The sequence below is a fragment of the Sodalis praecaptivus genome (assembly GCF_000517425.1).
Taxonomy (GTDB): Bacteria; Pseudomonadota; Gammaproteobacteria; order Enterobacterales; family Enterobacteriaceae; genus Sodalis_A; species Sodalis_A praecaptivus.
In genome coordinates this window covers 1,812,569-1,839,398 of record NZ_CP006569.1, presented here as the reverse complement: position 1 = coordinate 1,839,398, position 26,830 = coordinate 1,812,569, and the positions used below count along the sequence as shown (strand labels likewise).

Genomic DNA, 26,830 nt, shown 5'->3' with positions numbered 1-26,830 from the left:
GAACGCAACCGGTGTTACACATTCAGCGCGAGAAATTCCCGGCGCAATGCTTAATAGAGAATATATTGATATTCAGGCACTTTGAACATGTCGCTGAGCGCTTTGCCCTGAGTCCGCGGTCTTAACGGATACGCGCCCGGGCGCGGTGGCCGATGATTGCCCCCGCTCAGCACGGCAGGCCCTGCATGACGCATGTTCTACACGGGTGCGACAACAAGATGGCCTGCCCGTTAGCGCGTGCAGCGATAAAGGGGGAAGGCCACCTGCTTTTTTCATGATGGCAAGGAACGAGATATGGTAAATGAAATACAGCCAGGCGCTCGCCCCTGGATCACCTGCATTATTGTTTTGCTCATCGGCCTGACATTAACCGTCGGCGGAGTCTGGTTACTCGCCCTGGGCGGCTCGGCCTATTATCTGATTGCCGGGCTGGCGCTGCTGTTATCAGCGGGTCTTCTCTGGGCCAGACGCAGCTCGGCGCAGTGGGTCATGGCGCTGATCCTTATCGCTACCCTGCTCTGGTCGCTTTACGAAGCGGGCTTAAACTTCTGGCAATTGGAGCCTCGTCTGGTGATGCTTGCCGTTCTCGGCATCCTGCTGCTGTTGCCTTGGGTGCGACGAAAGCTGTTTCCGCTGGCGCGGGCCGCTCATCTGACATTGGCCGTGGCGGTAGTGGCGACGGTGGCGGTGCTGGCCTTTGCCGCGACGCGGCAGGTAGGCATTGCCGGCAGCGCGGATTTCACCGCCCAGGTACCCGATGCCCACGATACCGCCGTCCCCGATAGCGACTGGCTTTACTACGGCCGCACCGCCCATGGCGATCGCTACTCTCCTTTGGCTCAAATCAATGCCGACAACGTGCAGAATTTGAAATTGGCCTGGAGCCTGCGTACGGGTGACACCATGCGTCCCGGCGAAGATCAGGGGGGTACCGATGCCGGACACGAATTCAACTTTGAGGATACGCCGATCAAGGTTGATGACACGGTGTATGTCTGCACCGGCCACAGTTGGGTTGAAGCTATTGATGCCAGTACCGGCAAACTGAAATGGAAATTCGACCCTAAAGCCGACACCAGCGCCGATGTCTATCTGGCCTGCCGCGGCGTAAGTTATTACAAAGCGCCGGCGGGAACGGCAACCGACTGTCCCGAGCGCATTATCGCGCCGGTGCTGGATGCGCGCATGATGGCGATTAACGCGCAAACGGGCCAGCTTTGCCGTGATTTCGGCGATAACGGCTATGTCTCGCTGAAGCAATATCTGGGCAATGTGCCGGCGGGCTACCATTTCGTCACCTCGCCGCCGATGGTGGTCAACGATCGGTTAATTCTTGGCGGCTGGATTTACGATAACCGCGCCACCTTCGAGCCCTCCGGCGCCGTGCGCGCCTTCAATCCGCTGAGCGGGGAGCTGATTTGGGCCTGGGATATCGGCCATGATCCGCAAAACTGGAAACCGGGCCCCAACGATCAGCTTACCCGCGGCACGCCAAATGCCTGGGGAGTCTTCACCGCCGATCCGAAGCTGGGTCTGGTGTATTTGCCTACCGGCAATGCGACGCCCGATTATTTTGGCGGCAGACGCCGGCCGTTCGACGATCAATACAGCAGTTCCACCGTCGCTCTGGATATAGAAACCGGCGCGCCGCGCTGGCACTTCCAGAACGTCCATCATGACTTGTGGGATTTCGACGTACCGGTCGGTCCCTCGCTGGTGGATTTACCCGGCCCCGACGGTCAAACGGTGCCGGCGCTGGTACAGACCACCAAACGCGGCGAATTTTTCGTGCTCAATCGCGAGACAGGGCAGCCGATCTCGCCGGTGGAGGAGAAGCCGGTTCCCCAAGGCGCGGTGCCCGGGGATCATACTTCGCCGACGCAGCCTTTCTCCGTGGGCATGCCGTCGCTGGCGCCGCAGGATCTGACGGAACACAGTATGTGGGGCGCGACGCCGATAGATCAAATGATGTGCCGCATTCAGTTCCGTAATGCCTACTACCAGGGCCAGTTTACGCCACCGCAGTTGAAAAGCACCATCGTCTATCCCGCTTTCGATGGCGTTATCGATTGGCACGGTGCGTCGATTGACCCAACGCATAAAATCCTGGTGGCCAATGCGAATTACATCCCCTTTATGATCAGCATGGCGCCCCGTGCCCCGGCCGAGCAGCAGGGATTGGTGCAAAAATGGAATGGCCAGGGCAACGAGCCGCCGGTAAAAGGCAATTTCTCGCCGCAATACGGCACGCCTTACATCGGTATGGTCCACCCCTGGCTTAACCCTTTAGGCGTGCCTTGTAATGCGCCGCCCTGGGGCACGCTGACCGCGATAGATTTAGTGAAACATCAAATCATCTGGCAGCACCCGATCGGTACCACCCGCGATACCGGGTTGTTCGGCACCCATACCAACCTGCCGTTGCCCACCGGTATCTTCAATATCGGCGGCAATATGGTGACGAAGGGCGGATTGGTCTTTATCGGCGCTACCGCGGACGATTATCTGCGCGCCATCGACGAACGCACCGGCAAAGTGGTATGGCAAGCGCGCCTGCCCGCAGGGGGACAGGCGACGCCGATGTCGTATCAGGTTAACGGCAAGCAATACATTGTTATTGCGGCAGGCGGCCACGCGGGCCTTGGCACGCGCAGCGGTGATTATGTTCTGGCTTACGCCCTGCCCTAACGCGACGGTGAAGAGAGACTGGCTTACGCGCTGCCGTCGCGCGGCGCTAACAAGAGGCTGACTACGGCAGCAGCAAGAGGCTGGCTTCGGCGCTGACGTAGAGCGCGGCGGTGATAATCGCAAGACTCGCACGTTGCCGCCACGCCTGGCAAAAGGCGTCAGACTGGCCCGGCGCCTTGCCTTTCTTCACAGCCTAGTCATCAGATCCCAGGGGCGCCGATGCACGGCGCCCCTGTTATTTTGCCCTCCAGCGGCGAACGGTCGGCACGGCGAGCCTCACCGGCTCATTGGATAACGGCCACCCTGCTCGAGATACCTTAGCCACGCGCACCGGCGCCTCAGGACTGTTGCGGTGTTAGCGCCGTTAGTGACGAAACACGCGGCTCAAACCGGCAACCCGGTCAATAATCACCATCGCGATAAGGGAGATCAGGATAAGCGAGCTGGCTAGCGCCGCGGCCACCGCGTCATATTGAAATTTGATATAGGAATAGAGCTCGACCGGTAGCGGCGTCCAACCGGGCGGCGACAGAAACACCGAAATGGGGAAATCGTTCCAGGATAAGATAAAGCACAGCACCATACTGGATAATATACCGGTGCGAATAGCCGGCAGTGTAATATGAATCAACGTTTTAAACCGCCCTGCGCCCACGTTGCGCGCCGCCTCTTCGCATGAGGCGTCGAATTGATGCAGGCTGGCCGATAGCATACGGAACGCATACGGAATCAAGTGCAACGTGTGGCCGATTAATAACGGCAGCAGCCCTGCCCCCAGGCCCATTTTGACGAAATAGATATACAGGGCCAGGCTAAAGATGGTGGTCGGGATCAGCAATGGCGACATGATAAACATATTGATCAACTTTTTACCGGCGAACTGATAGCGGGTAAACGCAATGGCCGCGGGCAACACCAACGCATTAGCCAAGAGCGCCGACGCTATCGCCAGGCAACAACTCACTCCCATCGCATGCAAAAACGTACCAGAGGTCCAGGCGGCCGTGAACCAGCGTAACGTGATCCCGGTCGGCGGCAGAATAAACTCGCGGGGATTAATGGCCACCACCAGCGTGATAATGATGGGAAATACCAGGAAAAACATGACCAGGAAGGTGAAGAGCTGCAACCCGCAGCGCCGTATAGCAAACTGTGTCATCGCACCGTCTCCAGCTTGCGCAAAATCAGCCGGCTGAACAGGAAAGTCAGCCCGATAATCACCGCGGCGTTGACCAGGCTCATAATGACTGATAATGCCGAGCTAAACGGCAGGTCATTATTCAACAAGGCCTCGCGGTAAATGACCAGCCCCAGCATCTGCGTGTTGCTGTTGCCTATCATTAGCGGCACCGAAAAGGCGGAGAAATTCAGCGCAAATACCATTATCGTACCGGCGTACAGGCCCGGCATAGTCAGCGGGAAGGTAATTTTCCAAAACGATTGCCACGGTCCCGCACCGACATTGCGGGCCGCCTCTTCCAAAAACGGGTTAATTTTTTCAATTGAATCCACCAGCGATAACACCATATAGGGGATGCCGATATAAATCAGCAAAATCACCACCCCTTTGATATCCCACATATAGCGTACCGGCTGTTGATAGACGTGTAAGGCAATCATCAACGAATTAAGCAATCCGCCGCCGCGAAAAATAACGATCCAGCCATACACCAGCGTCACCAGGCCAATGAGCAAAGGGGCAATCGTAAAAGACAGTAAGATATTGCGCTGCAGGCCGCTGCTTCTGGCGATATACAGCGCCACAGGATAGCCGCACACGGCGGAAATCGCGGTGGCGAGAAACGCGATTTTCAGCGAGAACCACAGGGTATTGATCACATACCACTGGCTGCTGAGAAATTTCACGTAATGGCTGAAACCGTAGGCCGAAACCGACATTGACCCACCGGCGGGCCCAGTGAAACTGGTGCGGATCACCCAAAGCATCGGCAAAACGGCGAAAATCGCCAGAATCACCAGGAGCGGTGACAGTGAGGGTAAGAGTTTTCGCAGCATCTAGCGCTCCCCGTCAAATGGAATGATGCGTAAATAGTCCGGATCGATGCCCAGCCAAACCGGGCAACCATTGTGGTGAACCTTATCAAAATTATGGACTTCCGCGCGCAACACGTTGCCTTGGGCAAGCTGCACGCTGTAGCGCACCACCGCGCCGTAGTATTCGGAAAAAACGATCACGCCGCTGAGTATATTGTCCTCATTGAGAGGCCGTTCGGTCAGTAGTTTAATCCGCTCCGGTCGCAGCAGCGCCATAATACGCGCCCCCTCCGGCAGCGATACCGGCTGGCGGCTGCGGATGGTCAATCCGGACTGCAATTGCAGCGTTACCGCGTCCGCGGTCTGACTGACCAAAAACCCGTCGAGAAAATTGGTAATACCAACGAAATCAGCCACAAAAGGGCTGCATGGCGCTTCATACAGCGCATGGGGCGCCGCGATTTGCTCGATATTGCCTTTATTCATAATGACAACGCGATTCGACAAGGATAACGCCTCTTCTTGATCGTGCGTGACGTATAGCGTCGTCATTTTCATCTTGCTTTGGAGCTCTTTGAGTTCGCGCCGCATCGTGACGCGCAGCGCGCGATCCAGATTACTCAGCGGCTCATCCATCAATAATAACTCCGGCTCCAGCGCCAACGCGCGCGCCAGGGCGACGCGCTGCTGCTGTCCCCCCGAGAGATGCCTGGGCAGGCGCGATTCATAGCCTGCCAAACCCACCACCCCCAGGGACTCCTCGATTTTCTGCCGGATAAACGCCGGTCGTTTTTTCCGCAACCGCAGTCCGAACGCCACATTCTCCGCCACGGTCATGTGCGGCCATAAAGCATAATTTTGGAAGACGAAACCGACGTTGCGTTTCTCCGGTGGCAGGTGGGTAACATCGCGGCCATGGACATGAATTGTGCCGCCGGACGGATCGACAAATCCGGCTATCATGCGTAATGTGGTGGTCTTGCCGCAGCCGCTTGGCCCCAGTAAAGACACAAATTCACCTTGTCTTACGTCAAAAGAGACGCCATTGACCGCCATGGCATGTCCATAACGCTTAACGATGCCCTTCACCTGAATTACGTTATCACTCATGCTGTTCACATTTAATTTCGCCATGTTATACCCGGCCCGTAAACGTCAGGACTCACCGGAAAAGCGCGCGCTTACCGACCCGCGGCGCACAATCTATTGCGTCGACATTTCATTGATACTCTGCTGCCATTGCGCTTTATGTTCGGTTATTTTCTGTTGGTCAGGTAAATACAGGCGTTTGAAGGCGTCGTCTTTCACCAGCAGATTGGCATATTTGAAATCGGCCGGGATGGTGACATTTTTCACCGTCGGCGCATAAAGGTTGCGGGTGGCAAAAGCGAGCTGGACGTCGGGGCTAAGAATATAATTGACGAACGCCTGCGCCATTTTCACGTCCTTGGCATATTTGGTAATATTCACCGTAGTAATCAGAGGGAAAGTGCCTTCGCTGGGGCGGGTAAAAGCGATGTTGGTGACCCCTTTTTCATACAATTCCTTCATGCGTCCGGTCGCCATCATGCCCAGCCAGGCGTCACCGGTTTGAAACAGCGACACCATTTGACTTTCCACATCGAGAGCGCCGATAAGGTTGCCGCTTTTCAGGAGTTCAGCCATGCGTTTCAAGCCGGGATTGATATTGTCGATGCTGCCGCCGTGCTGTTCCGCCTCCATCACGGTGAGACTCAGGGTAGGGATATTATCCAAGCCGTAAATCACCACATGGTCACGATACTGCTTGTCCCAAAGCGCATTCCAGCTGGTCGGCGCCTGGGAAATTTTGTCCTTGTTATAGGCGAGAACGTAATCCCCGACGTTGGCATAAACGGTGTAGGGCGAATAAATGGCGTTATCGTACAGATTCGCCATATTGGGAATAGCGGCTTTATCCAACGGTAGCCATAGCCCCTCTTTCTCGCCGGCAATCGAGTTCAACAACGTATTGGTGACGACGTCCACCTGGCCGAGGCGCGCTTTAATAAGATGATCGGGGCTGGAGCCGACAACCCACTGAATGTCGCATTGATATTCTTTCTCGAATTTCTTCGCAACCGATTCATAGGTGGCTTGATAATTGCCGCCCCAGGTGGTGACGCGTAACTCACAGGCGTCCGCGCTGAAGACGGTAAAGGCGGTGATACAGCATAATGCGGCAAGCGATCTTACATGGGATTTCATTTTACTCTCCTCGGATGACGGTATGTCACGGAAAACAAAACCTTCGATCTTTCCCTTAATCACTAAGGAACTCAGCCAGCCTGACGGTAAAAGCGCTTTAGCGCTGATTCCTGGCGCGCAATTCGCTTAGCGAATAGCGAGCGTGAATCGCTTCCTGGCTGACTCGCAACTCCAGCAGGGCGGGTTTGCCCGCCGCAAGGCAGCGCTCGAACGCCGGCATAAAGTCGGCGGTAGCCGTTACCGCTTCCCCATGCGCGCCATAGGCCTGCGCCAACGCGCAAAAATCCGGATTGACTAAATCCGTGCCGTGCGCGCGGCCGGCCAGACGGTTCTCTTCGTGGATGCGGATGGTGCCGTACAAATTGTTGTTAAACACAATGATGACAATATTGACGCCGTATTGAACGGCGGTGGCCAGCTCCTCGCTACTCATCTGGAAACAGCCGTCGCCGACGAAACACACCACCGGTCGGTCGGGGTGCAGCAATTTGGCGCTAATGGCGGCCGGCAGCGAATAGCCCATCGTGCCGCTGATAGGCCCCAGTTGGGTACCCAACTGATAGTGGGGAAAATAGCGCTGGCTCCAGGTGGCATAGGCGCCGACGCCGTTGGTGACGATGGCATTTTCCGGCAAACGTTCCCTTAAGCACCCCATCAAATGAGGCACATCCAGGGCGCCCGGACAGGGTTTCGGCGTCACCTCTTGCAAATAGGTGGCGCGCAGCGTCTGCATCCAGGCGCGGTGCCGCGGTTGGGCCATCGGCGTAACATCCGCCAGCGCAGGCGCGAAGCTGTCCATCTCCGCCACCAGCGCCAGCTCGGCGCGAAATACCCGGTTGAGATCGCCGTGGTCCGGCATCACATGCACGATTTTCTGCTGCGGACACGGCAGTGAGAACAGGGTAAATCCTTCCATGTAGCCCACGCCGATGGTATTGACGTCGCTTAACGCGTCATTGCAGACCAACAACATGTCCGTCTCGCGAATATGCTGCAACAGCGCCGGATTGGCCCCGATACCGATCTCACCGACATAGCAGGGCAAGCGATGGTCGATAATGTCCCGCCGGCGGAAAGTGGTGACCACCGGCAGCGCATTTTGCATGGCGAAGCGCTGAATCGCGTCACGGGCGTGGGCGTTCCAGCCGTTACCGCCGACGATGAGCAGCGGTTTTTGTGCTGCGGCGAGCAGCGTGACAATACGCTCAATGTCGGACGGCGCGACGGCGCCGGCGCGCGAGGGGCTGAGCCGCGCGCCCGCCGCCACCTCGCAGCGCTCCTCAAGCACGTCTTCGGGGATAACCAGTACCACCGGCCCTTTGCGGCCGGACATCGCGGTTTGATAAGCGCGCTGGATAAACTCGGGGATGCGCGCCGCGCTGTCGATTTGCCCCACCCACTTGGTCATGGGGGCAAACAGGGTGCGGAAGTCATAGGACATGAAGGCTTCCCGCTCCAGGATACTGCGCTTGACCTGCCCGATAATCAGGATCACCGGTGAGGCGTCCTGATAGGCGGTATGGATGCCGTTTACCGCGTTGGTCGCCCCCGGACTGCGGGTAACAAACGCCACCCCCGGGCGGCCGGTCAATTTACCGTACGCCTCCGCCATCTGCGCGGCGCCGTTTTCGTGGCGGCAGCTGACGGTTTTTATCGCCGGATGCCGCAGCGCCAGCGCGTCCAGCGCCGATAAGAAGCTTTCACCGGGAACATGCCAAATCATTTCGGCCTGCTGGATATGCAATTCATCGGCGAGGATGTCGCTGCCTGTTCTCTGGTCCATGACGCGCGCCTCGCCTTAGCCGATGACAAAGGGGTTTTCGATTTCGTCGGCGGTGGAGATCCACACCGCTTTGGTTTGCAGGTATTCGTAGATACCCGCTACGCCATTCTCCCGCCCGATGCCGCTTTTCTTATAACCGCCAAACGGCGTGGTATAGGAAATGTCGCGGTAGGTGTTGATCCATACGCTGCCCGCTTCCAATTGTTCCGACATTTTTAGCGCCAGACGCATATTGGAAGTCCAAATTCCCGCCGCCAGCCCAAATTCGCTGTCGTTGGCGATAGCAATGGCTTCTTCCGGCTCGTCGAAAGGAATGGCGGCCAACACCGGGCCAAAAATCTCTTCTTGGGCGATGCGCATCCCATTGTTGACCCCGGTATACAGCGTGGGCTCGATGAAATAGCCGTCCCGGCACTCCGCCGCCTCAGGCCGTTTTCCGCCCATCAGTAGCTCAGCGCCTTCCTGACGGGCGATATCGATATACTGCAAGATGCGGTCATACTGCATTTGATTGGCGATAGGGCCAATGCAGGTGGCCGGGTTACGCGGATCGCCGACGCGGGCCTGGCGCGTAAACGCCATCAACTTTTCCAAAAAAGGCGCCTGGATACTGCGGTGCACCAGCAGCCGCGAACCGGCGATACAGGTCTGTCCGGTGGCGCCGTAAATGCCGCCGACCACGCCGCGAACCGCATTATCCAGATCCGCGTCGGCAAAAATGATGTTAGGCGACTTGCCGCCCAGCTCCAGACTGACGCGCTTGATATCGCGCGCGGCCAAGGAGTAAAGGTGTGCGCCGGTGCGGGTTGAACCGGTAAAGCCCACATGGCGCGTCAGCGGATGCGTGACCAGCGGCTCGCCGACTTCCGCGCCAAAACCGGTAACTACATTGATGACGCCGGGGGGAAATCCCGCCTGCGCCACCAATTCCATCAACTTCAGCGCGCTGGCCGAGGTGTGTTCCGCCGGTTTCATCACCAGCGTATTGCCCGCGGCCAGCGCCGGCGCGGCTTTCAGTGAAAACAGCAACAGCGGCGCATTCCAGGGCACGATACCTACGCAAACCCCCAGGGGCTCGTGGCGCGACAGGCTCAGGGCCGGTTTATCGCAAGGATGCACCACCCCTTCAATCTTGTCGGCCAGCCCGGCGTAATAGCGATACCAGTGCGGGATATAACGAATTTGGTGGCGCATCTCTTCCAGCAGGCGGCCGTTGTCCCTGACTTCAAGCTCGGCCAGCCGATCGGCATGGCTTTCGATAAGGTCGGCAAAACGGTAAAGAATGCGGCCGCGTTCAGACGGGTGCATCCGTCCCCAAGGGCCGTTTTTAAACGCCTGATGGGCGACCTCAACGGCCCGGCACGCGTCGTCTTTATTTCCTCTGGGGACCCGCGCCCAAGGTTTGGCCGTGTAGGGATCAACGGTATCGAAATAGCGCCCAGATGAAGGCGGGAGCCATTCTCCACCAATATACATAGACAAGGTGTGCAGCGCGTTCGCGGACATAGTTCTCCCCTTCAGAGAAAAAATCGGGCATGTAAAGTCAATGGGACAAGCGGATGCAGACAGGTATAAGTGATATCACTATATCCAGTCAATGATATAACTATACGAAAAAAATATCGTTAAAAGACTGACGGCGGCGTGAAATGAACGCTATAATCAGGTTAATTATGCAGTTAAATACCTTTAATTGACTGATTATAAACTAAATCTAGCCTTACCCTTTTAGCTTATTCAAACTGATATCACTTAAGAAGTAAAACAATGACTAATGACCAGCCGATGTATGAGCAAATCAAAATTTCCATTGACCGTCGTATCGAGGCTGAAGAGTGGCCAAGCGATTTTCAAATCCCGTCGGAGGAACAGCTGGCCGAGGAGTTTGGCGTATCCCGTTTGACCGTCAGGCGGGCGCTGCGCGAGCTGCAGGCGGAAGGTGTATTGATCCGCATTCAGGGGCGCGGGACCTTTGTGGTGGGGCCGCGTATGCAGTGCGCGGTGTTTACCCTGTCCAATATTTCCGAAGAGATCGCCCAAAATGGCGGCGTGCACTATTGTCAGGTGCTTTCCCATCTGGCGTTGCCGCCGGAGAGCCCGTTGCGCAGTATGTTGCCTCTGCCCCCCGGCCAGGACATTTACCATTCACGCCTGTTGCACCTCGAAGACGGCACGCCTATTCAGTTGGAAGACCGTTTCGTCAATGCCGCCGAAGCGCCGGGCTATCTGGAGCAGGATTTCACGACCCAGCCGTCCCACAGTTTTTTGGTGCGCAACACCACGGTGACCACGGTGGACAATATGATCCGCGCCGTGCGGGCCAACGATGAAGCCCAACTGCTGTTACAAATCGATGCCGGGCAGCCCTGTCTGCTACTCGATCGATCCACCTGGCGTGACGGCGTTCCCGTTACCCGCAGCCGTTTTCTCTATCCGGGAGACCGTTATCGCCTGCGCAGTTCCCATGAAGCTCGGCCCAGCCGCATCACGTCTTCTTTGTTCAATGTCAAAAACAGATAAGGTCTAGCCATGAGGGAGTTTATTCGTCGACTTGAAGAACGCGGTGATCTGTTGGTAGTTGAAAAAGAGATTGACCCGTTTCACGAATTGGCCGCCGTCACCCAACAGGCGCAGAAAAAATGGGGCAAGCCCATCCTGTTTAAAAAAGTGAAGGGCACCGCGTTTCCCGTGGTGACGAATGTCTACGGTAGCCGCGACCGACTCGCTGAAGTGATTGGCATTGAGGCCGGGGACTTTTGCCGCCAATGGAGTAATCTGGCGTCTATGGCGGCGGCCAAAGCGGACATGACCCCCGCCGCCCCCGAGGCTATCGAATACGTTGAGGTGGCGCTGTCGAGTTTGCCGCTGATTACCTATTCCGATCGCGACGGCGCGCCCTATTTCACCTCCTCTATGTTTATCGCCAAGGATCCGGAGACCGGCATCGGCAACCTCTCCTATCACCGGGCGATGTATATCAGCGATAGCGAATTGCGTTGTCGTCTCGCACCGCGCCATCATTTGACCCTGTATCATGAAAAAGCGGAGAAAATGGGCAAGCCGCTGGAAGCGGCAATGCTTATCGGCACCCCCTCGCAGGCTTTCTTGACCGCGGCGGCGCCGTTGCCCTATGACGTCGATGAACTCAAAGTCGCCGAGCAACTGCGCGGCGCGCCGATTCCGATGCGCCAATGCCGCCATATCGACCTGGCGGTGCCGGCGGAAACGGAAATTGTGGTGGAAGGCCGCTTTTTACCCAATGAACGACGCCCGGAGGGCCCCTTCGGTGAGTTTATGGGCTATTACGTGCCGGTCGGGCCGAATGCGGTATTTGAGGTGCTGGGCGTCACCGCCCGTAAAGACGCGGTATTTCACTCCATCCTCTGCGGCTCGGCGGAAGAGGTGCTGACGCTGGAATTGTCGGTGTCGGCGAATATTTTCCAGCGCCTGAACGCCGCTTTGCCCGGCATCGTAAATGTCGCCTGCCAGCCGTTCGTTAATCACGCCGTTATTCAGATTGATCCCCAGTTTGAAGGCCACGCCCGTCAGGTCATGCTGGCGGCCATCGGCGCCGAACCCATCTGGTCCAAAATCATTACCGTGGTGGACACCGACGTGGATATCAACAATATGGACGATGTCATGTGGGCCATTCTGACCCGTTCACGGCCGGATAAAGATATGATGATCATCCCCGATACCCCCTCTTTTTACCGTGACGAGGCCAAAGATCATTGGGGCCGTTTGCTGATAGACGCCACCAAACCCTGGGGCCGCGAAGCGGAGTTCCAGCGCAAGAGATTGCGTATGGTGGATGAGGTGCGCCTATCGGACTACTTCAAGGAGGCCTGATGTCGCAGCGGCAACGGCTTATCGTCGGTATCTCGGGAGCCTCGGGCGCGCTGTACGGCGTACGCGCCCTGGCCTTATTGCGCCGGTGTCAGGTAAAGACGCATCGGGTGGTCAGCCGGGCGGGCATGCTCACCGTGCAACATGCGCTTGCCCTTACCCGCCAGGCGCTACATGCGCAGGCGGGAGCGACGCCGTGAACGCCGGCCGTGGCGTCACCCGGCCGGTGCATGGGCTGCTCATCGGCATTATCGTGCTGGATACCGGCTTTGAACGCTTGCCGGGCGACATCGCCCACGCCTCCACGTGGCCGTTTCCGGTGCAGTTTCGCGTAGTGCGCGGCGTCAGTCCGGCGGACGTGATTACCGGCGATCCGCGCACCTCGTTAGCCGCCTTTTATACCGCCATCGACGAATTGGTGGCGCTCGGGGTCAGCGCCATTACCACCAGCTGCGGCTTTTTGTCCGCGGTTCAGCAGACGCTAAGCGCCTATGCGCCAGTGCCGTTTCTCTCCTCCGCACTGCTGCAAATCCCGCTTATCGAGCGCATCTTGCCCGCGGGTCAGCGGGTTGGCATCGTGCTCTCCGACGGCGAAGCGCTGCGCGAGGAACACCTGGCACCCATTGGTGTCGGCCCGACTCTGCCGCGGGTCGGCCTGGCGGTGGACGGCGGGCTGCGGAGCCATATGCGCATGAACCGGCCAGGGGCCGACCGGGACGCCCAGGAGCAAGAAGTGCTGGCCGCCGTGCAGCGGCTGCTGACATCGCACCCGGAGGTCGGGGCAATCGTGTGCGAATGCGCGAATTTCCCTCCCTTTTCCGCCGCCATCGCGCAGCGTTTTCGCCTGCCGGTCTATGACATCGTGACATTGATCCGCTGGATGCATAACGCCCTGGCGCCGGTACGGTATACCCCATGACCGCGCCGTTTGACGTTATCGTCATCGGCGGCGGGATAACCGGTTCCGCTCTCGCCTGGGGTGCCGCCCGCGCCGGCGCCAGCACGCTTATGCTGGACGAAGGGGATGTGGCGCTGCGCGCCTCGCTGGGCAATTTCGGCCTGGTTTGGCTACAGGGAAAAGGGCTCGGCCGGCCCAGCTATATGCAGTGGTCGTTGCGGGCAGGCAGGCTGTGGCCGCAGTTCGCCAAGACGCTTGAGGAGGAAACCGGTATCGCGGTGGGATGGCGCGGCGGAGGCGGGCTGCATTTCTGCCTGTCGGCGCAGGCCTTTGCCGAGCGGCAAGCCCTGATCGATCAAACTCGCGATCAGGGAGGCGATATCGCCATCCGTCTGCTGGCCCGCCGCGAGCTCAAACAATGGCTGCCCCAGGTGGGACCCGAGGTCTGCGGCGCCTCCTTGTCCAACCTGGACGGCGAGGTCAATCCGCTGTTACTGTTGCGCGCCCTGCATGTCGGTTTTCAACAGCGGCGCGGCGTACGGCAGGCGGGGCAGGCGGTACGGCAAATCACGCCGCAAGGTGCGGGAGCCGGTTTTGCCGTCCGTACCGCCAGCGGCGAGCCGTACTTCGGCAAACGCATCATCCTTTGCGCCGGCCTGGGCATTCCCCCGCTGGCGCGCACCTTGGGGCTGCATATTCCCTTACGGCCTGAGCGCGGGCAGATCGTCGTCACCGACCGAATCCGCCCCTTTCTGCCCTGCCCGTCCAATCTGGTGCGGCAAACGCAAGAAGGCACGGTGTTGCTGGGGAGCTCGCACGACGACGCCGGTTTCTCCACCGGGACCGACGTTGAAACCCTGGCCAGGCTGTGCCGGCTCGGCTGCCAAGTATTTCCCGCGCTGCGTCAGGCTCGGGTGATCCGCGCCTGGGGCGCGGCGCGCATTATGACCCCGGACGGTTTGCCCGTCTATGACGAGGCGCCGCGCTATCCCGGCGCGTATGTGGTCACCTGCCACAGCGGCGTGACGCTTGCCAGCGTACACGCATTATGCCTGGGGGAATCGCTGGTGCGGGACACGCGGCATTGCGCCCCCGCGGATATGAGGAGCACGCGTTTTGCGCTTTCAACTGACTGAAGCGGCGCCCGTTGCCGGCCATTTGCTGTTCGATGGACGGGCGCTGCCTTTTCATGACGGCGATACGGTGGCGAGCGCGCTGCTCGTGGCCGGGATCGCTGTCTTCCGCGCCTCGCCGGTATCGGGCGCCCCTCGCGCCCCCTATTGCCTGATGGGGATCTGTTATGACTGTTTGGTCAACATTAACGGCGTCGACAACCTGCGCGCCTGTCAGGTGCAGGCCAGGGACGGAATGGTGGTCAGCCGTCAGTCAGGGGCGCGCGCCGATGCGGCGCTAGCGCCGGGGTCGCCATCATGACGTCCTGGGACGCCATAGTGTTGGGCGCAGGCCCAGCCGGGATCGCCGCCGCTACCCGCCTGGCGGCGGGGGGCGCGCGCGTGCTGGTGATTGATGAAAATCCGGCTCCCGGCGGCCAAATCTGGCGCGGCGTTGAAACGGCTTCCGCGCAGCGCCTGGCCTTGCTCGGGCCCGATTACCGGTACGGCAAACAGCGCGTCGCGGCGCTGCGCGCCAGCCAGGCGACGCTGGCGCTCAATACCACGCTCTGGCGGGCCGAGCCCGAAGGCACGGTGTGGCTCAAGACGCCGGCGGGGATTGAACGCCATCAGAGTGCCCATCTGGTGTTGGCGGTGGGCGCCATGGAGAGGCCGGTGCCGCGTCCCGGCTGGACATTGCCGGGCATCACCACCATCGGCGGTTTACAGATCCTGCTCAAGAAAAACGGCATCCTGCCGGCGGGGCCGCTGCTGCTGGCCGGTACCGGCCCGCTGTTTTACCTCTATGCCATGCAGTGCCTTAAGGCGGGCAAGCAAGATCTGACTCTGCTCGACACGGCGTTGCGGCGCAACTGGTTACGGGCGGCCGTTGCCCTGCCCCGCGCGCTCGGCGGCGAGGGAAGCCGTTATCTCTACAAAGGCACCGGACTGCTGGCGGCGTTACGCTTGAGCCGGGTGGCGTTTTTTAGCGGCGTGCACGATATCGCCATTGAACAGGACGCGTCGCGAGACGAACGGGTGCTCCGCTGCGTTAGCGGCGGGAAAACGCGGACGTTCCGGGCGCAACATATCGGTTTACATGAGGGCGTTATTCCAGATCAGCATGTCGCGCGCGCGCTCGGCTGCGAATTTCTCTGGGATGCCGTTGCCAGCACATTCATCCCGCGGCGTAGCGCCCAACTGGAAAGCTCGACGGCCGGGGTATTCATCGCCGGCGATGCCGGCGGCATTGGCGGCTACGCCGTGGCCGAGGCGGAGGGACGCTTGGCCGCCAGTGTTATCCTGCATCGGCTAGGCAAGCTGGATGCGGTGGCCATGGAACAGGAGTGCCGGCAGGCGGACCGCCTGCGGCGGCGTCATCTGGCGGCGCGTCCGCTGCTCGATCGCCTCTATGCCACCGCGCCCGAAGTGCTGGCGCCGCCGGATCAGACCCTCATTTGCCGCTGTGAGGAAGTGTCCTGCGGTGCCGTGCGCGACGCCCTGCGGCAAGGCGCGAGCGGCCCTAATCAGGTGAAAGCGTTTTTACGCACCGGCATGGGGCCCTGCCAGGGACGGTTGTGCGCGCCCACCGTCGCTCAGCTTGTCGCCACGCAACGCCACCTTTCGCCGGCGCAAGCGGGCTTTTACCACATCCGCCCCCCCTTTACGCCAATTACCGTTGGCGAACTGGCGGCGCTGGATCAAGAGAAAGCCCCTCCTGACGCGTGACGCGTAGCGCGCCGGGGCGGGAGCGCGCGGCACGGGTGAACGACGGCCAGCGGAAGTGCGCCAGCGCGAAGGCGAGCCCCCCAGCGCGCAAATTACCACGTCGTCATAAAAGTCAGCACGTCAGCACGGGGGATCACGCGCGGCCAAGGGTAGCGTGCCGGGGCGCGGGGAGGTTGCCGCGCCGGCGGGACATCAGCGCCAGCCCAGCGCGGGAGCCACCTCGGTCAGCAGCGTTTCCATGACGTGGACATTGTAATCAACCCCCAATTGATTCGGCAGCGTCAGCAACAGCGTGTCGGCTTCGGCAATGGCCTCATCCTGCGAGAGCTGCGCGATGAGCGCCTCCGGCTCGGCGGCATAGCTGCGGCCAAAAATCGCGCGGGTCTTCTCGTCCAGGAACCCAATTTGGTCACTCTCCTGCCCCCGGCGGCCAAAATAAGCGCGGTCCCGATCGTCGACCAGAGCAAAGATACTGCGGCTTACCGACACGCGGGGCGTCCGGTCATGCCCCGCCTGCGCCCAGGCATTGCGGTAGGCGCGGATCTGCCCCGCCTGCTGAATATGAAACGGCTCGCCGGTCTCGTCGTCTTTAAGCGTCGAGCTTTGCAGGTTCATCCCCCGCTCGGCGGCCCACACTGCCGTGGCGTTCGAGCCGGCGCCCCACCAAATGCGCTCGCGCAACCCGGCTGAAAACGGCTCCAGACGCAGCAAGCCCGGGGGATTGGGGAACATCGGCGTCGGGTTGGGCGTGGCGAAGCCTTCGCCCTGCAATAACTCGAGCAACACCTCCGTCTGGCGGCGGGCCATATCGGCATCGCTTTCACCTGCGGCGGGGCGATAGCCAAAATGGCGCCAGCCGTCGATAACCTGCTCAGGCGACCCGCGGCTAATGCCGAGCTGCAACCGGCCACCGGCAATCAAGTCCGCCGCACCGGCCTCCTCCGCCATATAAAAAGGATTTTCATAGCGCATATCGATAACGCCGGTACCGATTTCAATGCGGCGGGTCCTGGCGCCGATGGCGGCGAGTAGTGGCAACGGAGAACTGAGCTGGCGGGCGAAATGATGGACCCGGAAATAGGCGCCATCCGCCCCAAGCGCCTCCGCGGCCACCGCCAACTCAATGGATTGCAACAGCGCGTCGGCGGCCGTGCGGGTACCGGACTGGGGAGAAGGCGCCCAGTGGCCAAACGACAAAAAGCCGATTTTTTTCATAGCTCCGTATCCTGCAATGGTAAGAGGGCTGACGAGCAAAGGGTGATGACGCCGGTAGAGGCTACCCCCGCCGTCGCCAACGGGGGGTGGCGCTGACGAACGGCAAGCGCTGCCGCACCGCACCGTCCCCGATCATCATAAATCCCTCCCCGCCCGCGCGCAAATACGCTAACCGGTCGCCCCCGCAGACGCCGCCGGCGGATAAGGCAGATAACCGACAAACCCCGTCATTTTCCATTCCCCTTGCGTGCGCGCGCAAAAAAACACCGACTGCCATTGCAATGTCTCGCACCCGCCGCGGGTCAGTTTGATGTTGCCGTCGAAGATTTTACGAAAAATGGCCTGCTCGCCCGCCAGCGCGATCTCGGTATGCACCACCGCGCGGTATAAGGCGTCACGACGTGATTCGGCGTAATCGGTTACGGCGGACCGATGGGCGTCCGCTAGCCAGGCTTTTTGATATGCCGCAACCGAGGGAAAGGCCAGCGTCCAACGTGCGGGATCGCTTACCCCATTGGCGTGCAGACCGGTAAAGGTGCTTGCCGTGAAGCCATCGGCATAGCTTTGCCAGTCCTGGCGCAGAAAACACTCGATATCTTGGCGGACCACCCTCTCCCACAGCGCATGTCGATCGGCATCGCTGGCGGCATAAGGATTACGATCGTAATTCATGGTTTCCCCTGAAAAAATTTCCTGATGGGTAGCAGCCTACGCCAGGCGCACGTCCCCCTTTTGCTCCCCGCTCGGCCATCGCAGTCGGTAAAACCCGGCGGCGGAGGCCGTTAGCTACCGCAGGCAACCACGCCCGGCGGCGAACGCCGCAAGCTACCGCAGGCAACAGAACCCAGCGGCGAGCGCCACGAGCTACCGCAGGCAACAGAACCCGGCGGCGAGCGTCGGGTGCGGCTTCGTTCAATCGCAGCCGACGGCAACCGCGCGTCGCGGCGATAACGGCTGCCGACCGCGGTCCCGCCTTAAGCACGAATCGCCAGTCCGGTATCGCAGTCAAACCAGTGCAATTGCTCAGTCGACAGCGTCAGCGGCAGCGGTCGGCCGCGCTCCACCGTGACCGCGGGCGGTATCCTGGCCACCAGGCGGTGCGTCGATTCCGGCGCCAGCAGCCCGTGTTCACCCAGGTTTTCCGCCTGGAGCACCTGCGGCGTCGGGACATCGAAGAACACAAAGGTATCTGAGCCCAGGGCTTCAATGACCGAAATGGGGTAGTTGAACAGTTGCGCCTGAGCGCTACAGGGTTGAAACGCTTCTGGCCGGATGCCCAGCACCACCGTCTGCCCCAGATAGCGCGTCAGCGCCGCATCCGGCGTCACCGGAATTTGAATTTCGGTATTGAGTACCGCGGCATAGACGCCGTTATCGCCGCGCCGCAGCGCCACTTTGACAAAATTCATCGCCGGCGAGCCGATAAAACCCGCGACAAACATATTGACCGGCCGGTCATACAACCGCTGTGGCGTGTCAATTTGCTGTAGATTGCTTTCCCGGGCGTTGTTAACCGGTTTCAACACCGCGACCCGATCCCCCATGGTCATGGCCTCAACCTGATCATGGGTCACATACAGCGTGGTTACCGCCAGCCGCTGGTTCAGTAATTTCAGCTCGCCGCGCATTTGAACGCGCAGTTTGGCGTCCAAGTTGGACAACGGCTCGTCCATCAGGAAAGCGGTGGGATGACGCACCACGGCGCGCCCCATCGCGACCCGCTGACGCTGGCCGCCTGAGAGCGCACCGGGTTTGCGTTTAAGATACGGCAGCAAGTCGAGCATTTCCGCCGCGCCGCGGACCAATTGGTCAATCTTATCTTTGGCCATGGCGCGTTGTTGCAGGCCAAAGGCCATGTTTTCATACACCGTCATGTGGGGATAAAGGGCGTAATTCTGGAACACCATGGCGATATCCCGATCTTGTGGCTCGACGTGGGAAATATCGCGACCGTTGAGCATCATTCTGCCGCTGTTTAACGCCTCAAGTCCGGCCGCCATACGCAATAACGTGGATTTTCCGCAGCCCGAAGGCCCGACCATCACCACGAATTCGCCGTCCTGTAAGGTGAAACTTACGTTGGCTACCGCGGTGGTGCCGTTGGGAAAAGTTTTACCGATGCTGTCGAAAGTCAGAGTAGCCATGTCAATTTCTCGTCTGATCGCGTAACTATCGCCATGGCGAAAATCATCGTCATGGCGCAAGTGATTAGGCCAGCGTTACCGGTTGCCCCTCGGCGGCCGAACGTTCAATCGCCGCCAGTATGCGGGTATTGGCCAGGCCATCGCGGGCATCGGCCAGCAGCGGGGCATCGTAGACCACCGCGTCGACGAAACGGGCAATGGATTCCAGCACGAATCCGCCGATACGGCTTGCGCCGGTGGGCGTGATACCGATGTAGTCGGCATATTGCAGTTTGCCGTCGGTTACATGGCGTAAACCGCCGTTATGGGTGGGATCCGCCTGAATTTGCCCTTTGTCGCCCACCATTTCCACTTTGAAATCCACCAGCGAGGGATTATCGCGGGACAGTATCCAACTGTTTTCCACGGTAAACACCGCGCCACGGCTGAATTCGAGAATACTGGTATGAAAATCCTGCGTATCTACCCCCATGGCGGCCAACCCCCCTTTGCGGGTCACCGCGTATACGCGGCTGACCTCGTCATCGAGCACGAAACGCAATAAATCCACCAAATGACTGCCCAAGAACCACAACGCCGATGAACGGGCGCCCCAGCTCAACATCTCGCAGGGTACCCAGCTGGTATTGGATAACCGGGCCATGCCGTGGCGCGGTGCGCCGATGCGTCCTTGCGCCACCATGTCACGCATTTGCACGAAAACCGGGTTGACGCGATTATGAAAATCAATCATTAACTTGCCTGCCGCCGCATCGGCCACCTCGGCTATCTGGCGGGCTTCGTCATAGGTGGTCGCCAGCGGTTTTTCGCTTAACACATGCTTACCGGCTTTCAGCGCGGCGAGCACAATGGCCGTATGGGTGAAATCCGGGGTGGCGATGGTTACCGCATCGATATCATCCCGCGCCACCAGCGCCTCGAAATCGGTAAACGCCAGCGGCGCGCCGGTGGCCTGCTGCATCTTTTTCGCCCGGCCTTCATCGATATCGCACACCGCGACCAATTCCGTCTCCGGTAATACATTAAACGCGTGCGCGTGGTTATTTCCCCATAATCCCGCACCGACCACGCCTACCCTCAATTTAGACATAACAGAGTTCTCCATAGATATTGGTCCCTAACCTTTGACGGAGCCAAAGGTCAGGCCTCGGACGACATAACGATCGAAAATAATAAAAATCAGCATGGGTGGAATCATCGCCAGCACCGCCGCCGCGGCGATATAGTTCCAGGTGACGCCGCTGGTAGCGAAATAGCCCAGGGTGCCGATAGGCAGCGTTGCCGTGGCGCGCGAGCTGAGCACCAGCGGGAAAGCGGCGTTATTCCAGGCAAAAACGAAGGCGAACATGGAAGTGACGATAAGGCCAGGGCGCACAATGGGCAGCACAATGCGCCACATGATCACGTACCAGCGGGCGCCGTCCATGCGCGCCGCTTCCTCCAGCTCCGGCGGGACCTCATCGATAAAGCTTTTCATCAACCAAACCGAAAAGGGAATAATCATGGTCTGCATTACCAGGATCATGGATAAATAGGTCCCCGCCAGGCCCAGGTGAGTGACCAGAATAAAATAGGGGATGAGAAAAGCGATGGGCGGCGCCATCAGCAGGCCCAGGTACCACAACATAATGTGTTTCTTGCCGCGCAGGGGAAAGCGCGAGAGCGCATACGCCGCCGGAACCGAGAACGGTATATTCAGTATGACCGCGCCAATGGCCACCACCAAACTGTTCACAATCTGCGGCGCATTGGTGCCCGGTGACAGTAAAATATGTCGAAAGGCATCCAGCGTAGGTTTGAAAATAAAGGTTGGCGGCAGCGTAAATGCGGTCTCAGGCGGCCTGATCGCCAGCGCGATAAACCAGATTATCGGACCAATAAAGAATAACAACAGCGCAATGCCGGCGCACCAGGTGAGATAATGATAAGGCGTTTTAGCGACTGACATATTACCAATCCTCTTTATTACGGAAGGCAAAAAAGACATAGAGACCGATAATGGCATTGATAATGATGACGGTAATCCAGGTCATGGCGCTAACCATGCCAATATTGAAGTTCACCATTCCTTGTTCATATAAGGAATAACCGATAGTGCGGGACGACATTCCCGGTCCACCGCGCGTTAATACCAGAACGGTGTCGAAAGTATTGAATAATTGCATGAAGCGCAGCATGATAATGATAATTGCCGTCCGCTTTATCAGCGGCAATTTTATTCGCCACAAGATAGTCCAGGCGGATGCGCGGTCCAACCGTGCCGCCTCGACGATTTCATCGGGTACCGCCAGCAGACTGGCGTACAGCACAATGGCGAAAAACGGCGTCCACTGCCAGATATCGGCGAACATTACCGACAACAATGCGGTAGCGGGTGAGCCGAGAAGCCCTTCCGGCGGCACCGGCAGACCGAGCGCATGCATAACCCAGGTGATAATCCCCGCCTCGGGGTTATACATATAGCGGAACAAAAATCCCGCCACGATAGGCGCAATGGTCGTCGGCAAAATCAGCAGCGCCCGCACCACATTCATCCCCGGCACCGCGCGTAGCAGCAGCAGCGCAATAGCCAATCCCAGCACAAATTCAATCGCCGTCCCGGCGAAGGCGATGAACAACGTATTCCTCAAGGCGGGGAAAAAATCAAAACCACGAAACGCCTGGATATAATTATCCCAGCCGACAAATGCCTGCGGCTCCGCGCCCATCTGCAAATTCCAGAAATAAAAACTGCTGCGCAAAGAAAACAACAGCGGATAGGCAATTAACGCCAATAGCATAATAACCGACGGGGCGATGAGTATGTAGGGCAAATAACGTTTAAACATGCTCCCTCCCTTCGACGCTTTACGGCGATGGGCATCAGAAATAATAATACTCACAATGTTGGCTTCTCCATATTCTTATCGGCATATCTGAATAGCGCCCAGCGTCGCGGGCCGCCGATAAACGCGATCGGCGTAGCACATCGGCACAACTTAGCTGGAAAGATGGGTAATCAATTTTTTCGCTTCATCCAACGTGTCGTTGTAATCCTGCTTGGTATAAGGAATGAGTCGGTTGCCCTTCAGTACGCTTTCAAACATGCCATTAATGCGCCCCAGCGCGTCAGCGGCGCTGTCTTGGCTTATCAATAATTGGTTAAGCGTCATACCAAACATATTTTCCAGCGCGCTATAGCCCGGTACCGGCGGGCGCGAGACTTTACCGTTCCCCTGCTTCATCATGTTGTACTGCACCGGCAGATAAGGATAAACCCGCTGCAGCTCCTCGTCCTGATAAAGCGATTGGCGCGCAAAATCGGAGAACTGGTAATTGAGATCCGGCCAGAGCGCCATTTTTTTCTGCGTGGCTTTCGAGGTGGCCCATTTGATAAAATCAAAGGCGCCCTGTTGATTATCCGAGGTAGAGGCGATGCCCAGACTCCAGCCGCCCATGCTGATACGTTGAGGCGCATCGCTGGCCCGCGGCAGCGCGGCAACGCCATAGCGATCGGCAACGATGGATTTTTTGCCGGTCATATAACCCGCGTTTTTCACCAGGTAAAAGTACGGCGACCACCAATAGTACATTGCGATATCGCCCTGCGCAAAACGGGTCCCGGCGTCAAACCAGACGTAGTTGATGGATTCTTTCGGCGAGAGCTGATAGAGCTGGCGATAATAATCCACCGCCTTTTCCCAGACGGCGCCGGTCATGGTCGGTTGGAAATTCCAGGGCGCTTGCGGATACGAAGCGAACCAGTTGGCGCCAAAACTGGCGGAGAGCTGGCTGAACATATGGATAATCGGCGACGGCTGCGAGCCGCAAATCACCGTGGGAAATAACGTTTTATTGTCAAAGGTTTTCCCTTTAAGCGACTGTAGGGTGCGCATGTAGGCGTCCCACGTCCAGTCATCGCGGGTATTTTCCGGCGGCGCAGTTATGCCGAGGGAGGAGAAGACATCTTTGCGGTACATCACCCCCTGAGCATATGCGGCGACCGGTAAGGTGCCGATTTGCCCCTTCCAGATATTGGTGGAATACAGCGCTTCTGGAATAAAATCGGCCAGATCGATCTCTTTATCCTGCGCCAATTTATCGTTGAGCGGCGTAATCCAACCGTTGTCGAGATATTGACCGAGCCACATCTGGTCAACCGTAATCACATCGGCATCAGACGTTTTAGCCAGAAAGGCGCCGGCAAGCCGCGCTTGCAGGGCATCGTAAGATAAACTTTCGAGTTCCACTTTTATCCCGGTCTGCTTTTCATATTCCGGTATCATGGCCCGCATGGCGAAATAAAACGGATCCTCCACCGACAGCACGCGAATGCTGTTTTTGGCTTTCGGAGGAACATTGGCTAAGGCGGCCAACGGCGAGAACAGTGTTCCTCCCAGCACCGCGGAGGCCGAGAGGGACTTGATAAGGGTGCGGCGCGATACCGCCAAGCGATGTGCTTTCATACTTTCTCCATCAATCGGATGAGACAAGGATGCCGCTGCCCGGATAACCGCTTACCGGCAGCAGCTGAAAGGTTAAAATGCTGCTTTATTCATCACTTTGTGTCTGGTTTCTAACCCGGTTTGTTTGTATTTCGCACAAACATATGATATATGTCAACACATCATTAACAAAGATGCGAAAAAGATCTTGTTTATCGTATTCCGTGTCTTTCAGGCGTTACCGATAAGGTGTTGCGGATGGGATGCCACCACAGACGGGGCGCTATGTGGTATAAAAAATAATTATGAAACTTACTTGGCAAAACGACAGAACCACAATGATGAGAGCCGCTCTGCAAACGGAACAGGATGGCGATGATGGCAGGTCGATTGCCTTGGCCTCCCCGTCCATGATTGGCTCGGCCAATCGTCTGCGCATTTTGCAGGCGCTGTATGATTTCGGCCCTATGAGCCGGGTGGAAATGGCGCGGCAAGCCAATGTCAATCGCACCACCATCACCGGGATTGTTCAGCCGCTGCTGGCGGATGGGCTGCTGGTCGAAGGCGATGCGGTGCCGCCTTCCATGTTGGGCGGCAAACCCGCACGGCGGCTATTTTTTAATCCCGACGCGCCGGCGATCGCCGCCCTATTGCTGCTCCCCGGCAAAATTTGCACCTGCCTGGTCACGCTCACCGGCGACATTTCCGCTTTTTTCGCTACCACCTTCAGCCCGGCAGATACCACCGAGGACGTCACGCGCCTTATCGAGGATCAGCTGGCCCAAACCCTCGCCGCCGCCAGCCATCCCCCCTTTGGCATCGGCATCGCCGCGGGCGGCATGGTGGACAGCGATCGCGGCGTGATAGTCACGGTGAATCTGGCGCCGGCGTTAAATAATCTGGCACTGGTCGATCGCTTGGCCGCGCGTTTCAACCTGCCGGCCACCATTGACCATCATCCGCGCGCGCTGTTGCTGGGGGATCGCTGGTTCGGCCTGGGCAGAAGTCTGCACAACTTTGCCGCCGTATACACCGGCGAGGTGCTGGGCGGCGCACTGTACCTGGATGGTCAGGTGTACCGCGGGCTTTCAGGGTCAGGGGGTGAGCTTGGCCATACCATCGTGCAAATCGACGGCAGCCGCTGCAACTGCGGCAATCACGGCTGTTGGGAAACCGTCGCCACCCTGTCCTGGCTGAGGAATGAAGCGCGGGCGCGCGGTTTTGAGGCGCCGGAAACCTTGTCCACCCGCCGGCTGTTGACGATGGTGGAAAACGGCATTACCGAAGCCGAGCCGCTGCTGGATTTGTATGCCCGCAATCTGGCGATCGGTATCGCCAATTTGCAGCAAACCATGTCGCCGAACGATTTCATCCTGCACGGCGATGCCGCCGCCGGCGGCGAGGCGATGGCGATGCGCATCAAACAACAGGTGGAAGCCTTTACTCGGCCCCGGCCCAGCCAACAGATAAAGATTGTAATGAATCGCGGCAACGAAGATCATGTGGCGCTAAAGGGCGCGGCCGGGCTGGTTTTAAGCAAGATGTTAAAGCCGGCCATGTAAACGTTGCGCGTCCGCACGCTGACGTCGATGGGTCGCGAGAGGCGGCAATGGGTCGGGCGAGAGACGGCCGCGGGCGCTTACGTCTGGGCCAGGCAGATTAATGACGTCGCCGTGTCTATCTGCTGCGGGCCGCCCTCCGGAGGCCAGAGACCGGCGGCATAATGTTCCGCGCGTAAACGCGCCCGCTCCTCCAGGCTGGAAAATCCCCAGATGTGGGTAATGCGCGGCGGCCCGTCCAGCGCATACATATTGGTGATGAGATGGGCAGTATAGTCTCGCGCCCGCGGCACCGCTTTTTCCCACCCCGCCAGCGTCGGGCCGAGGCCGCCCGGTTTTAACCAATACGTTCTAAATTCATATACCTGTGCCGGCTTCGCCAATTGTGATTGCGGTAAGGGTAAAAACGGAAAAGGCATGTAACTTTCCATACTAAGCCGAACTGAGGACGAGCGAATACCCAGCGGCGCGGGGTCAAGACGCGCGCGCTGGCGTGCGTCAAGCAATGCCTGCTCGGAAGGGAATGCCCGCAGCATCAGCAGTTGGAAAAGCTCGCCCATTTCGCTGCGCCAGAATCCCAGCGGCTCGCCCCCCGCCGCCGGTTGCCGGGCCCAGTCGCGCAATTCGCTCGCTACCTCCGCCAGCGCCAGCGGCGCGACGGACAGGCGTGTTAATTCAAGTAACAAGGCCCCTCCTCATCGTCGGTGTCAGCCAATAAGGTACCGGTTAGTCAAGCAAAGAGGCCAGCGCCGGCGGTAACGTTTGGCTGGATCGATTGGCCCACTCGCCGAAGAGCGGATCCCATTGTTCAATACGCAACTGACAAATCAATCCTTCACGGCTGAAGGGATCGGCGGCAACCAGCGCTTCGACCTGCTGCTGGCTGTCCGCCATGATAATCAAAAATCCCGCCCGCAGCGGCGTGCCCTGCAGCGGCCCCGAGGCCAGCAAGGTGCCCTGGTCGATAAGGGTCTTGAGATACTGCACATGTTCTACCACAAACTGCGCCCACCCTTCCCCATGCGGGTGGTCCATCCGCACCAGATAAAGCCCCATATCCGCCGTTCTCCTCATCAGTTTACCCGCCTGGGCGTTCACCCGTGCCTCATTAACGGTTACCGCCACTGTAGAGCGCGCCGCCCGCGGGATAAAGCGGTGCTTGATTGTTTATGTCACAACCTAGAGGAGAGAATGCGCGCCCGGCAGGCG

At 58.8% G+C, this 26,830-nt stretch carries 25 protein-coding genes; 9 read left to right on the top strand and 16 right to left on the bottom strand.

Annotated elements, in window-relative coordinates; all coding sequences use genetic code 11:
- Positions 1-294: 294 nt before the first annotated feature.
- Positions 295-2,688 (top strand): membrane-bound PQQ-dependent dehydrogenase, glucose/quinate/shikimate family, encoded by a 2,394-nt coding sequence (locus SANT_RS08120; protein WP_051440138.1) that lies wholly within the window; start codon positions 295-297, stop codon positions 2,686-2,688.
- Between the two features lie 61 nt (positions 2,689-2,749).
- Here SANT_RS08120 and SANT_RS24800 read toward each other — a convergent pair whose 3' ends face one another.
- The 7 genes from SANT_RS24800 to SANT_RS08090 form a co-directional block, all read right to left on the bottom strand.
- Complete coding sequence (locus tag SANT_RS24800; RefSeq protein WP_257720081.1) at positions 2,750-2,878, bottom strand: hypothetical protein; 129 nt, start codon at positions 2,876-2,878, stop codon at positions 2,750-2,752.
- A gap of 174 nt (positions 2,879-3,052) precedes the next feature.
- A complete protein-coding gene (locus tag SANT_RS08115) occupies positions 3,053-3,847 on the bottom strand; it encodes an ABC transporter permease (protein ID WP_025421798.1) in 795 nt (264 codons plus the stop codon).
- On the bottom strand, positions 3,844-4,704 hold the full coding sequence (locus SANT_RS08110; protein ID WP_025421797.1) for an ABC transporter permease: 861 nt from the start codon (positions 4,702-4,704) through the stop codon (positions 3,844-3,846). Before SANT_RS08110 ends, SANT_RS08115 begins: the two co-directional genes overlap by 4 nt.
- A complete protein-coding gene (locus SANT_RS08105) occupies positions 4,705-5,793 on the bottom strand; it encodes an ABC transporter ATP-binding protein (protein WP_025421796.1) in 1,089 nt (362 codons plus the stop codon).
- Between the two features lie 93 nt (positions 5,794-5,886).
- A complete protein-coding gene (locus tag SANT_RS08100) occupies positions 5,887-6,909 on the bottom strand; it encodes an ABC transporter substrate-binding protein (protein WP_025421795.1) in 1,023 nt (340 codons plus the stop codon).
- A gap of 97 nt (positions 6,910-7,006) precedes the next feature.
- Positions 7,007-8,692, bottom strand: a complete 1,686-nt coding sequence (locus SANT_RS08095; RefSeq protein ID WP_025421794.1) for a thiamine pyrophosphate-binding protein — start codon at positions 8,690-8,692, stop codon at positions 7,007-7,009.
- Positions 8,693-8,707: 15 nt separating this feature from the next.
- Complete coding sequence (locus SANT_RS08090; protein ID WP_025421793.1) at positions 8,708-10,198, bottom strand: aldehyde dehydrogenase; 1,491 nt, start codon at positions 10,196-10,198, stop codon at positions 8,708-8,710.
- Positions 10,199-10,459: 261 nt separating this feature from the next.
- Between SANT_RS08090 and hutC the strand changes: the two genes are divergently transcribed.
- The 7 genes from hutC to SANT_RS08055 are packed head-to-tail and all read left to right on the top strand — an operon-like array spanning position 10,460 to position 16,279.
- Positions 10,460-11,212: a histidine utilization repressor gene (gene hutC / locus SANT_RS08085; protein WP_025421792.1), complete on the top strand. Its 753-nt coding sequence runs from the start codon at positions 10,460-10,462 to the stop codon at positions 11,210-11,212.
- A 9-nt stretch (positions 11,213-11,221) separates the two neighbouring features.
- Positions 11,222-12,544 (top strand): UbiD family decarboxylase, encoded by a 1,323-nt coding sequence (locus SANT_RS08080; RefSeq protein WP_025421791.1) that lies wholly within the window; start codon positions 11,222-11,224, stop codon positions 12,542-12,544.
- Positions 12,544-12,741 carry a flavoprotein gene (locus tag SANT_RS24795; protein WP_025421790.1) on the top strand — a complete coding sequence of 66 codons (198 nt, stop codon included), beginning with the start codon at positions 12,544-12,546 and terminating at the stop codon, positions 12,739-12,741. Before SANT_RS08080 ends, SANT_RS24795 begins: the two co-directional genes overlap by 1 nt.
- Complete coding sequence (locus SANT_RS08070) at positions 12,738-13,460, top strand: aspartate/glutamate racemase family protein (protein WP_025421789.1); 723 nt, start codon at positions 12,738-12,740, stop codon at positions 13,458-13,460. Before SANT_RS24795 ends, SANT_RS08070 begins: the two co-directional genes overlap by 4 nt.
- Complete coding sequence (locus SANT_RS08065) at positions 13,457-14,575, top strand: NAD(P)/FAD-dependent oxidoreductase (RefSeq protein WP_025421788.1); 1,119 nt, start codon at positions 13,457-13,459, stop codon at positions 14,573-14,575. Before SANT_RS08070 ends, SANT_RS08065 begins: the two co-directional genes overlap by 4 nt.
- A complete protein-coding gene (locus SANT_RS08060; RefSeq protein WP_025421787.1) occupies positions 14,556-14,873 on the top strand; it encodes a (2Fe-2S)-binding protein in 318 nt (105 codons plus the stop codon). Before SANT_RS08065 ends, SANT_RS08060 begins: the two co-directional genes overlap by 20 nt.
- Positions 14,870-16,279: an NAD(P)/FAD-dependent oxidoreductase gene (locus tag SANT_RS08055; protein ID WP_025421786.1), complete on the top strand. Its 1,410-nt coding sequence runs from the start codon at positions 14,870-14,872 to the stop codon at positions 16,277-16,279. Before SANT_RS08060 ends, SANT_RS08055 begins: the two co-directional genes overlap by 4 nt.
- A gap of 192 nt (positions 16,280-16,471) precedes the next feature.
- On the opposite strand, the gene SANT_RS08050 is transcribed toward SANT_RS08055, so the two are convergent.
- The 7 genes from SANT_RS08050 to SANT_RS08020 form a co-directional block, all read right to left on the bottom strand.
- Positions 16,472-17,494, bottom strand: a complete 1,023-nt coding sequence (locus SANT_RS08050; protein ID WP_025421785.1) for an LLM class flavin-dependent oxidoreductase — start codon at positions 17,492-17,494, stop codon at positions 16,472-16,474.
- A gap of 168 nt (positions 17,495-17,662) precedes the next feature.
- Positions 17,663-18,166 (bottom strand): hypothetical protein, encoded by a 504-nt coding sequence (locus tag SANT_RS08045; protein WP_025421784.1) that lies wholly within the window; start codon positions 18,164-18,166, stop codon positions 17,663-17,665.
- A gap of 302 nt (positions 18,167-18,468) precedes the next feature.
- A complete protein-coding gene (locus SANT_RS08040; protein ID WP_025421783.1) occupies positions 18,469-19,638 on the bottom strand; it encodes an ABC transporter ATP-binding protein in 1,170 nt (389 codons plus the stop codon).
- Positions 19,639-19,702: 64 nt separating this feature from the next.
- Positions 19,703-20,728, bottom strand: coding sequence for a Gfo/Idh/MocA family protein (locus SANT_RS08035; protein ID WP_025421782.1), 1,026 nt, complete (start codon positions 20,726-20,728; stop codon positions 19,703-19,705).
- A gap of 27 nt (positions 20,729-20,755) precedes the next feature.
- Positions 20,756-21,586 carry a carbohydrate ABC transporter permease gene (locus SANT_RS08030; protein ID WP_025421781.1) on the bottom strand — a complete coding sequence of 277 codons (831 nt, stop codon included), beginning with the start codon at positions 21,584-21,586 and terminating at the stop codon, positions 20,756-20,758.
- Position 21,587: 1 nt separating this feature from the next.
- Entirely contained in the window at positions 21,588-22,466 is an 879-nt protein-coding gene (locus SANT_RS08025) for a carbohydrate ABC transporter permease (protein ID WP_051440136.1), read from the bottom strand.
- Positions 22,467-22,616: 150 nt separating this feature from the next.
- The gene (locus tag SANT_RS08020; protein ID WP_025421779.1) at positions 22,617-24,083 is read right to left on the bottom strand and encodes an ABC transporter substrate-binding protein; all 1,467 of its coding nucleotides are present in this window, start codon (positions 24,081-24,083) and stop codon (positions 22,617-22,619) included.
- 317 nt (positions 24,084-24,400) lie between these two features.
- Here SANT_RS08020 and SANT_RS08015 point away from each other — a divergent pair, with 317 nt between their 5' ends.
- The gene (locus tag SANT_RS08015) at positions 24,401-25,624 is read left to right on the top strand and encodes an ROK family transcriptional regulator (protein WP_025421778.1); all 1,224 of its coding nucleotides are present in this window, start codon (positions 24,401-24,403) and stop codon (positions 25,622-25,624) included.
- A gap of 77 nt (positions 25,625-25,701) precedes the next feature.
- Here SANT_RS08015 and SANT_RS08010 read toward each other — a convergent pair whose 3' ends face one another.
- Together SANT_RS08010 and SANT_RS08005 are read right to left on the bottom strand one after the other, a co-directional pair.
- Positions 25,702-26,307: an NIPSNAP family protein gene (locus tag SANT_RS08010; protein ID WP_038668380.1), complete on the bottom strand. Its 606-nt coding sequence runs from the start codon at positions 26,305-26,307 to the stop codon at positions 25,702-25,704.
- 40 nt (positions 26,308-26,347) lie between these two features.
- Positions 26,348-26,695, bottom strand: a complete 348-nt coding sequence (locus SANT_RS08005; protein ID WP_237234665.1) for a YciI family protein — start codon at positions 26,693-26,695, stop codon at positions 26,348-26,350.
- Positions 26,696-26,830: the final 135 nt, after the last annotated feature.

What these genes read in the sequence shown, in the direction of transcription:
- SANT_RS08035 (WP_025421782.1), bottom strand. Translation starts at nt 20,728, where the DNA reads ATGTCTAAATTGAGGGTAGGCGTGGTCGGTGCGGGATTATGGGGAAAT.
- SANT_RS08040 (WP_025421783.1), bottom strand. Translation starts at nt 19,638, where the DNA reads ATGGCTACTCTGACTTTCGACAGCATCGGTAAAACTTTTCCCAACGGC.
- SANT_RS08100 (WP_025421795.1), bottom strand. Translation starts at nt 6,909, where the DNA reads ATGAAATCCCATGTAAGATCGCTTGCCGCATTATGCTGTATCACCGCC.
- SANT_RS08030 (WP_025421781.1), bottom strand. Translation starts at nt 21,586, where the DNA reads ATGTCAGTCGCTAAAACGCCTTATCATTATCTCACCTGGTGCGCCGGC.
- SANT_RS08065 (WP_025421788.1), top strand. Translation starts at nt 13,457, where the DNA reads ATGACCGCGCCGTTTGACGTTATCGTCATCGGCGGCGGGATAACCGGT.
- SANT_RS08045 (WP_025421784.1), bottom strand. Translation starts at nt 18,166, where the DNA reads ATGAATTACGATCGTAATCCTTATGCCGCCAGCGATGCCGATCGACAT.
- SANT_RS08005 (WP_237234665.1), bottom strand. Translation starts at nt 26,695, where the DNA reads ATGAGGAGAACGGCGGATATGGGGCTTTATCTGGTGCGGATGGACCAC.
- SANT_RS24795 (WP_025421790.1), top strand. Translation starts at nt 12,544, where the DNA reads ATGTCGCAGCGGCAACGGCTTATCGTCGGTATCTCGGGAGCCTCGGGC.
- SANT_RS08120 (WP_051440138.1), top strand. Translation starts at nt 295, where the DNA reads ATGGTAAATGAAATACAGCCAGGCGCTCGCCCCTGGATCACCTGCATT.
- SANT_RS08080 (WP_025421791.1), top strand. Translation starts at nt 11,222, where the DNA reads ATGAGGGAGTTTATTCGTCGACTTGAAGAACGCGGTGATCTGTTGGTA.
- SANT_RS08055 (WP_025421786.1), top strand. Translation starts at nt 14,870, where the DNA reads ATGACGTCCTGGGACGCCATAGTGTTGGGCGCAGGCCCAGCCGGGATC.
- SANT_RS08095 (WP_025421794.1), bottom strand. Translation starts at nt 8,692, where the DNA reads ATGGACCAGAGAACAGGCAGCGACATCCTCGCCGATGAATTGCATATC.
- SANT_RS08115 (WP_025421798.1), bottom strand. Translation starts at nt 3,847, where the DNA reads ATGACACAGTTTGCTATACGGCGCTGCGGGTTGCAGCTCTTCACCTTC.
- hutC (WP_025421792.1), top strand. Translation starts at nt 10,460, where the DNA reads ATGACTAATGACCAGCCGATGTATGAGCAAATCAAAATTTCCATTGAC.
- SANT_RS08105 (WP_025421796.1), bottom strand. Translation starts at nt 5,793, where the DNA reads ATGAGTGATAACGTAATTCAGGTGAAGGGCATCGTTAAGCGTTATGGA.
- SANT_RS08090 (WP_025421793.1), bottom strand. Translation starts at nt 10,198, where the DNA reads ATGTCCGCGAACGCGCTGCACACCTTGTCTATGTATATTGGTGGAGAA.
- SANT_RS08020 (WP_025421779.1), bottom strand. Translation starts at nt 24,083, where the DNA reads ATGAAAGCACATCGCTTGGCGGTATCGCGCCGCACCCTTATCAAGTCC.
- SANT_RS08050 (WP_025421785.1), bottom strand. Translation starts at nt 17,494, where the DNA reads ATGAAAAAAATCGGCTTTTTGTCGTTTGGCCACTGGGCGCCTTCTCCC.
- SANT_RS08110 (WP_025421797.1), bottom strand. Translation starts at nt 4,704, where the DNA reads ATGCTGCGAAAACTCTTACCCTCACTGTCACCGCTCCTGGTGATTCTG.
- SANT_RS08015 (WP_025421778.1), top strand. Translation starts at nt 24,401, where the DNA reads ATGATGAGAGCCGCTCTGCAAACGGAACAGGATGGCGATGATGGCAGG.
- SANT_RS08025 (WP_051440136.1), bottom strand. Translation starts at nt 22,466, where the DNA reads ATGTTTAAACGTTATTTGCCCTACATACTCATCGCCCCGTCGGTTATT.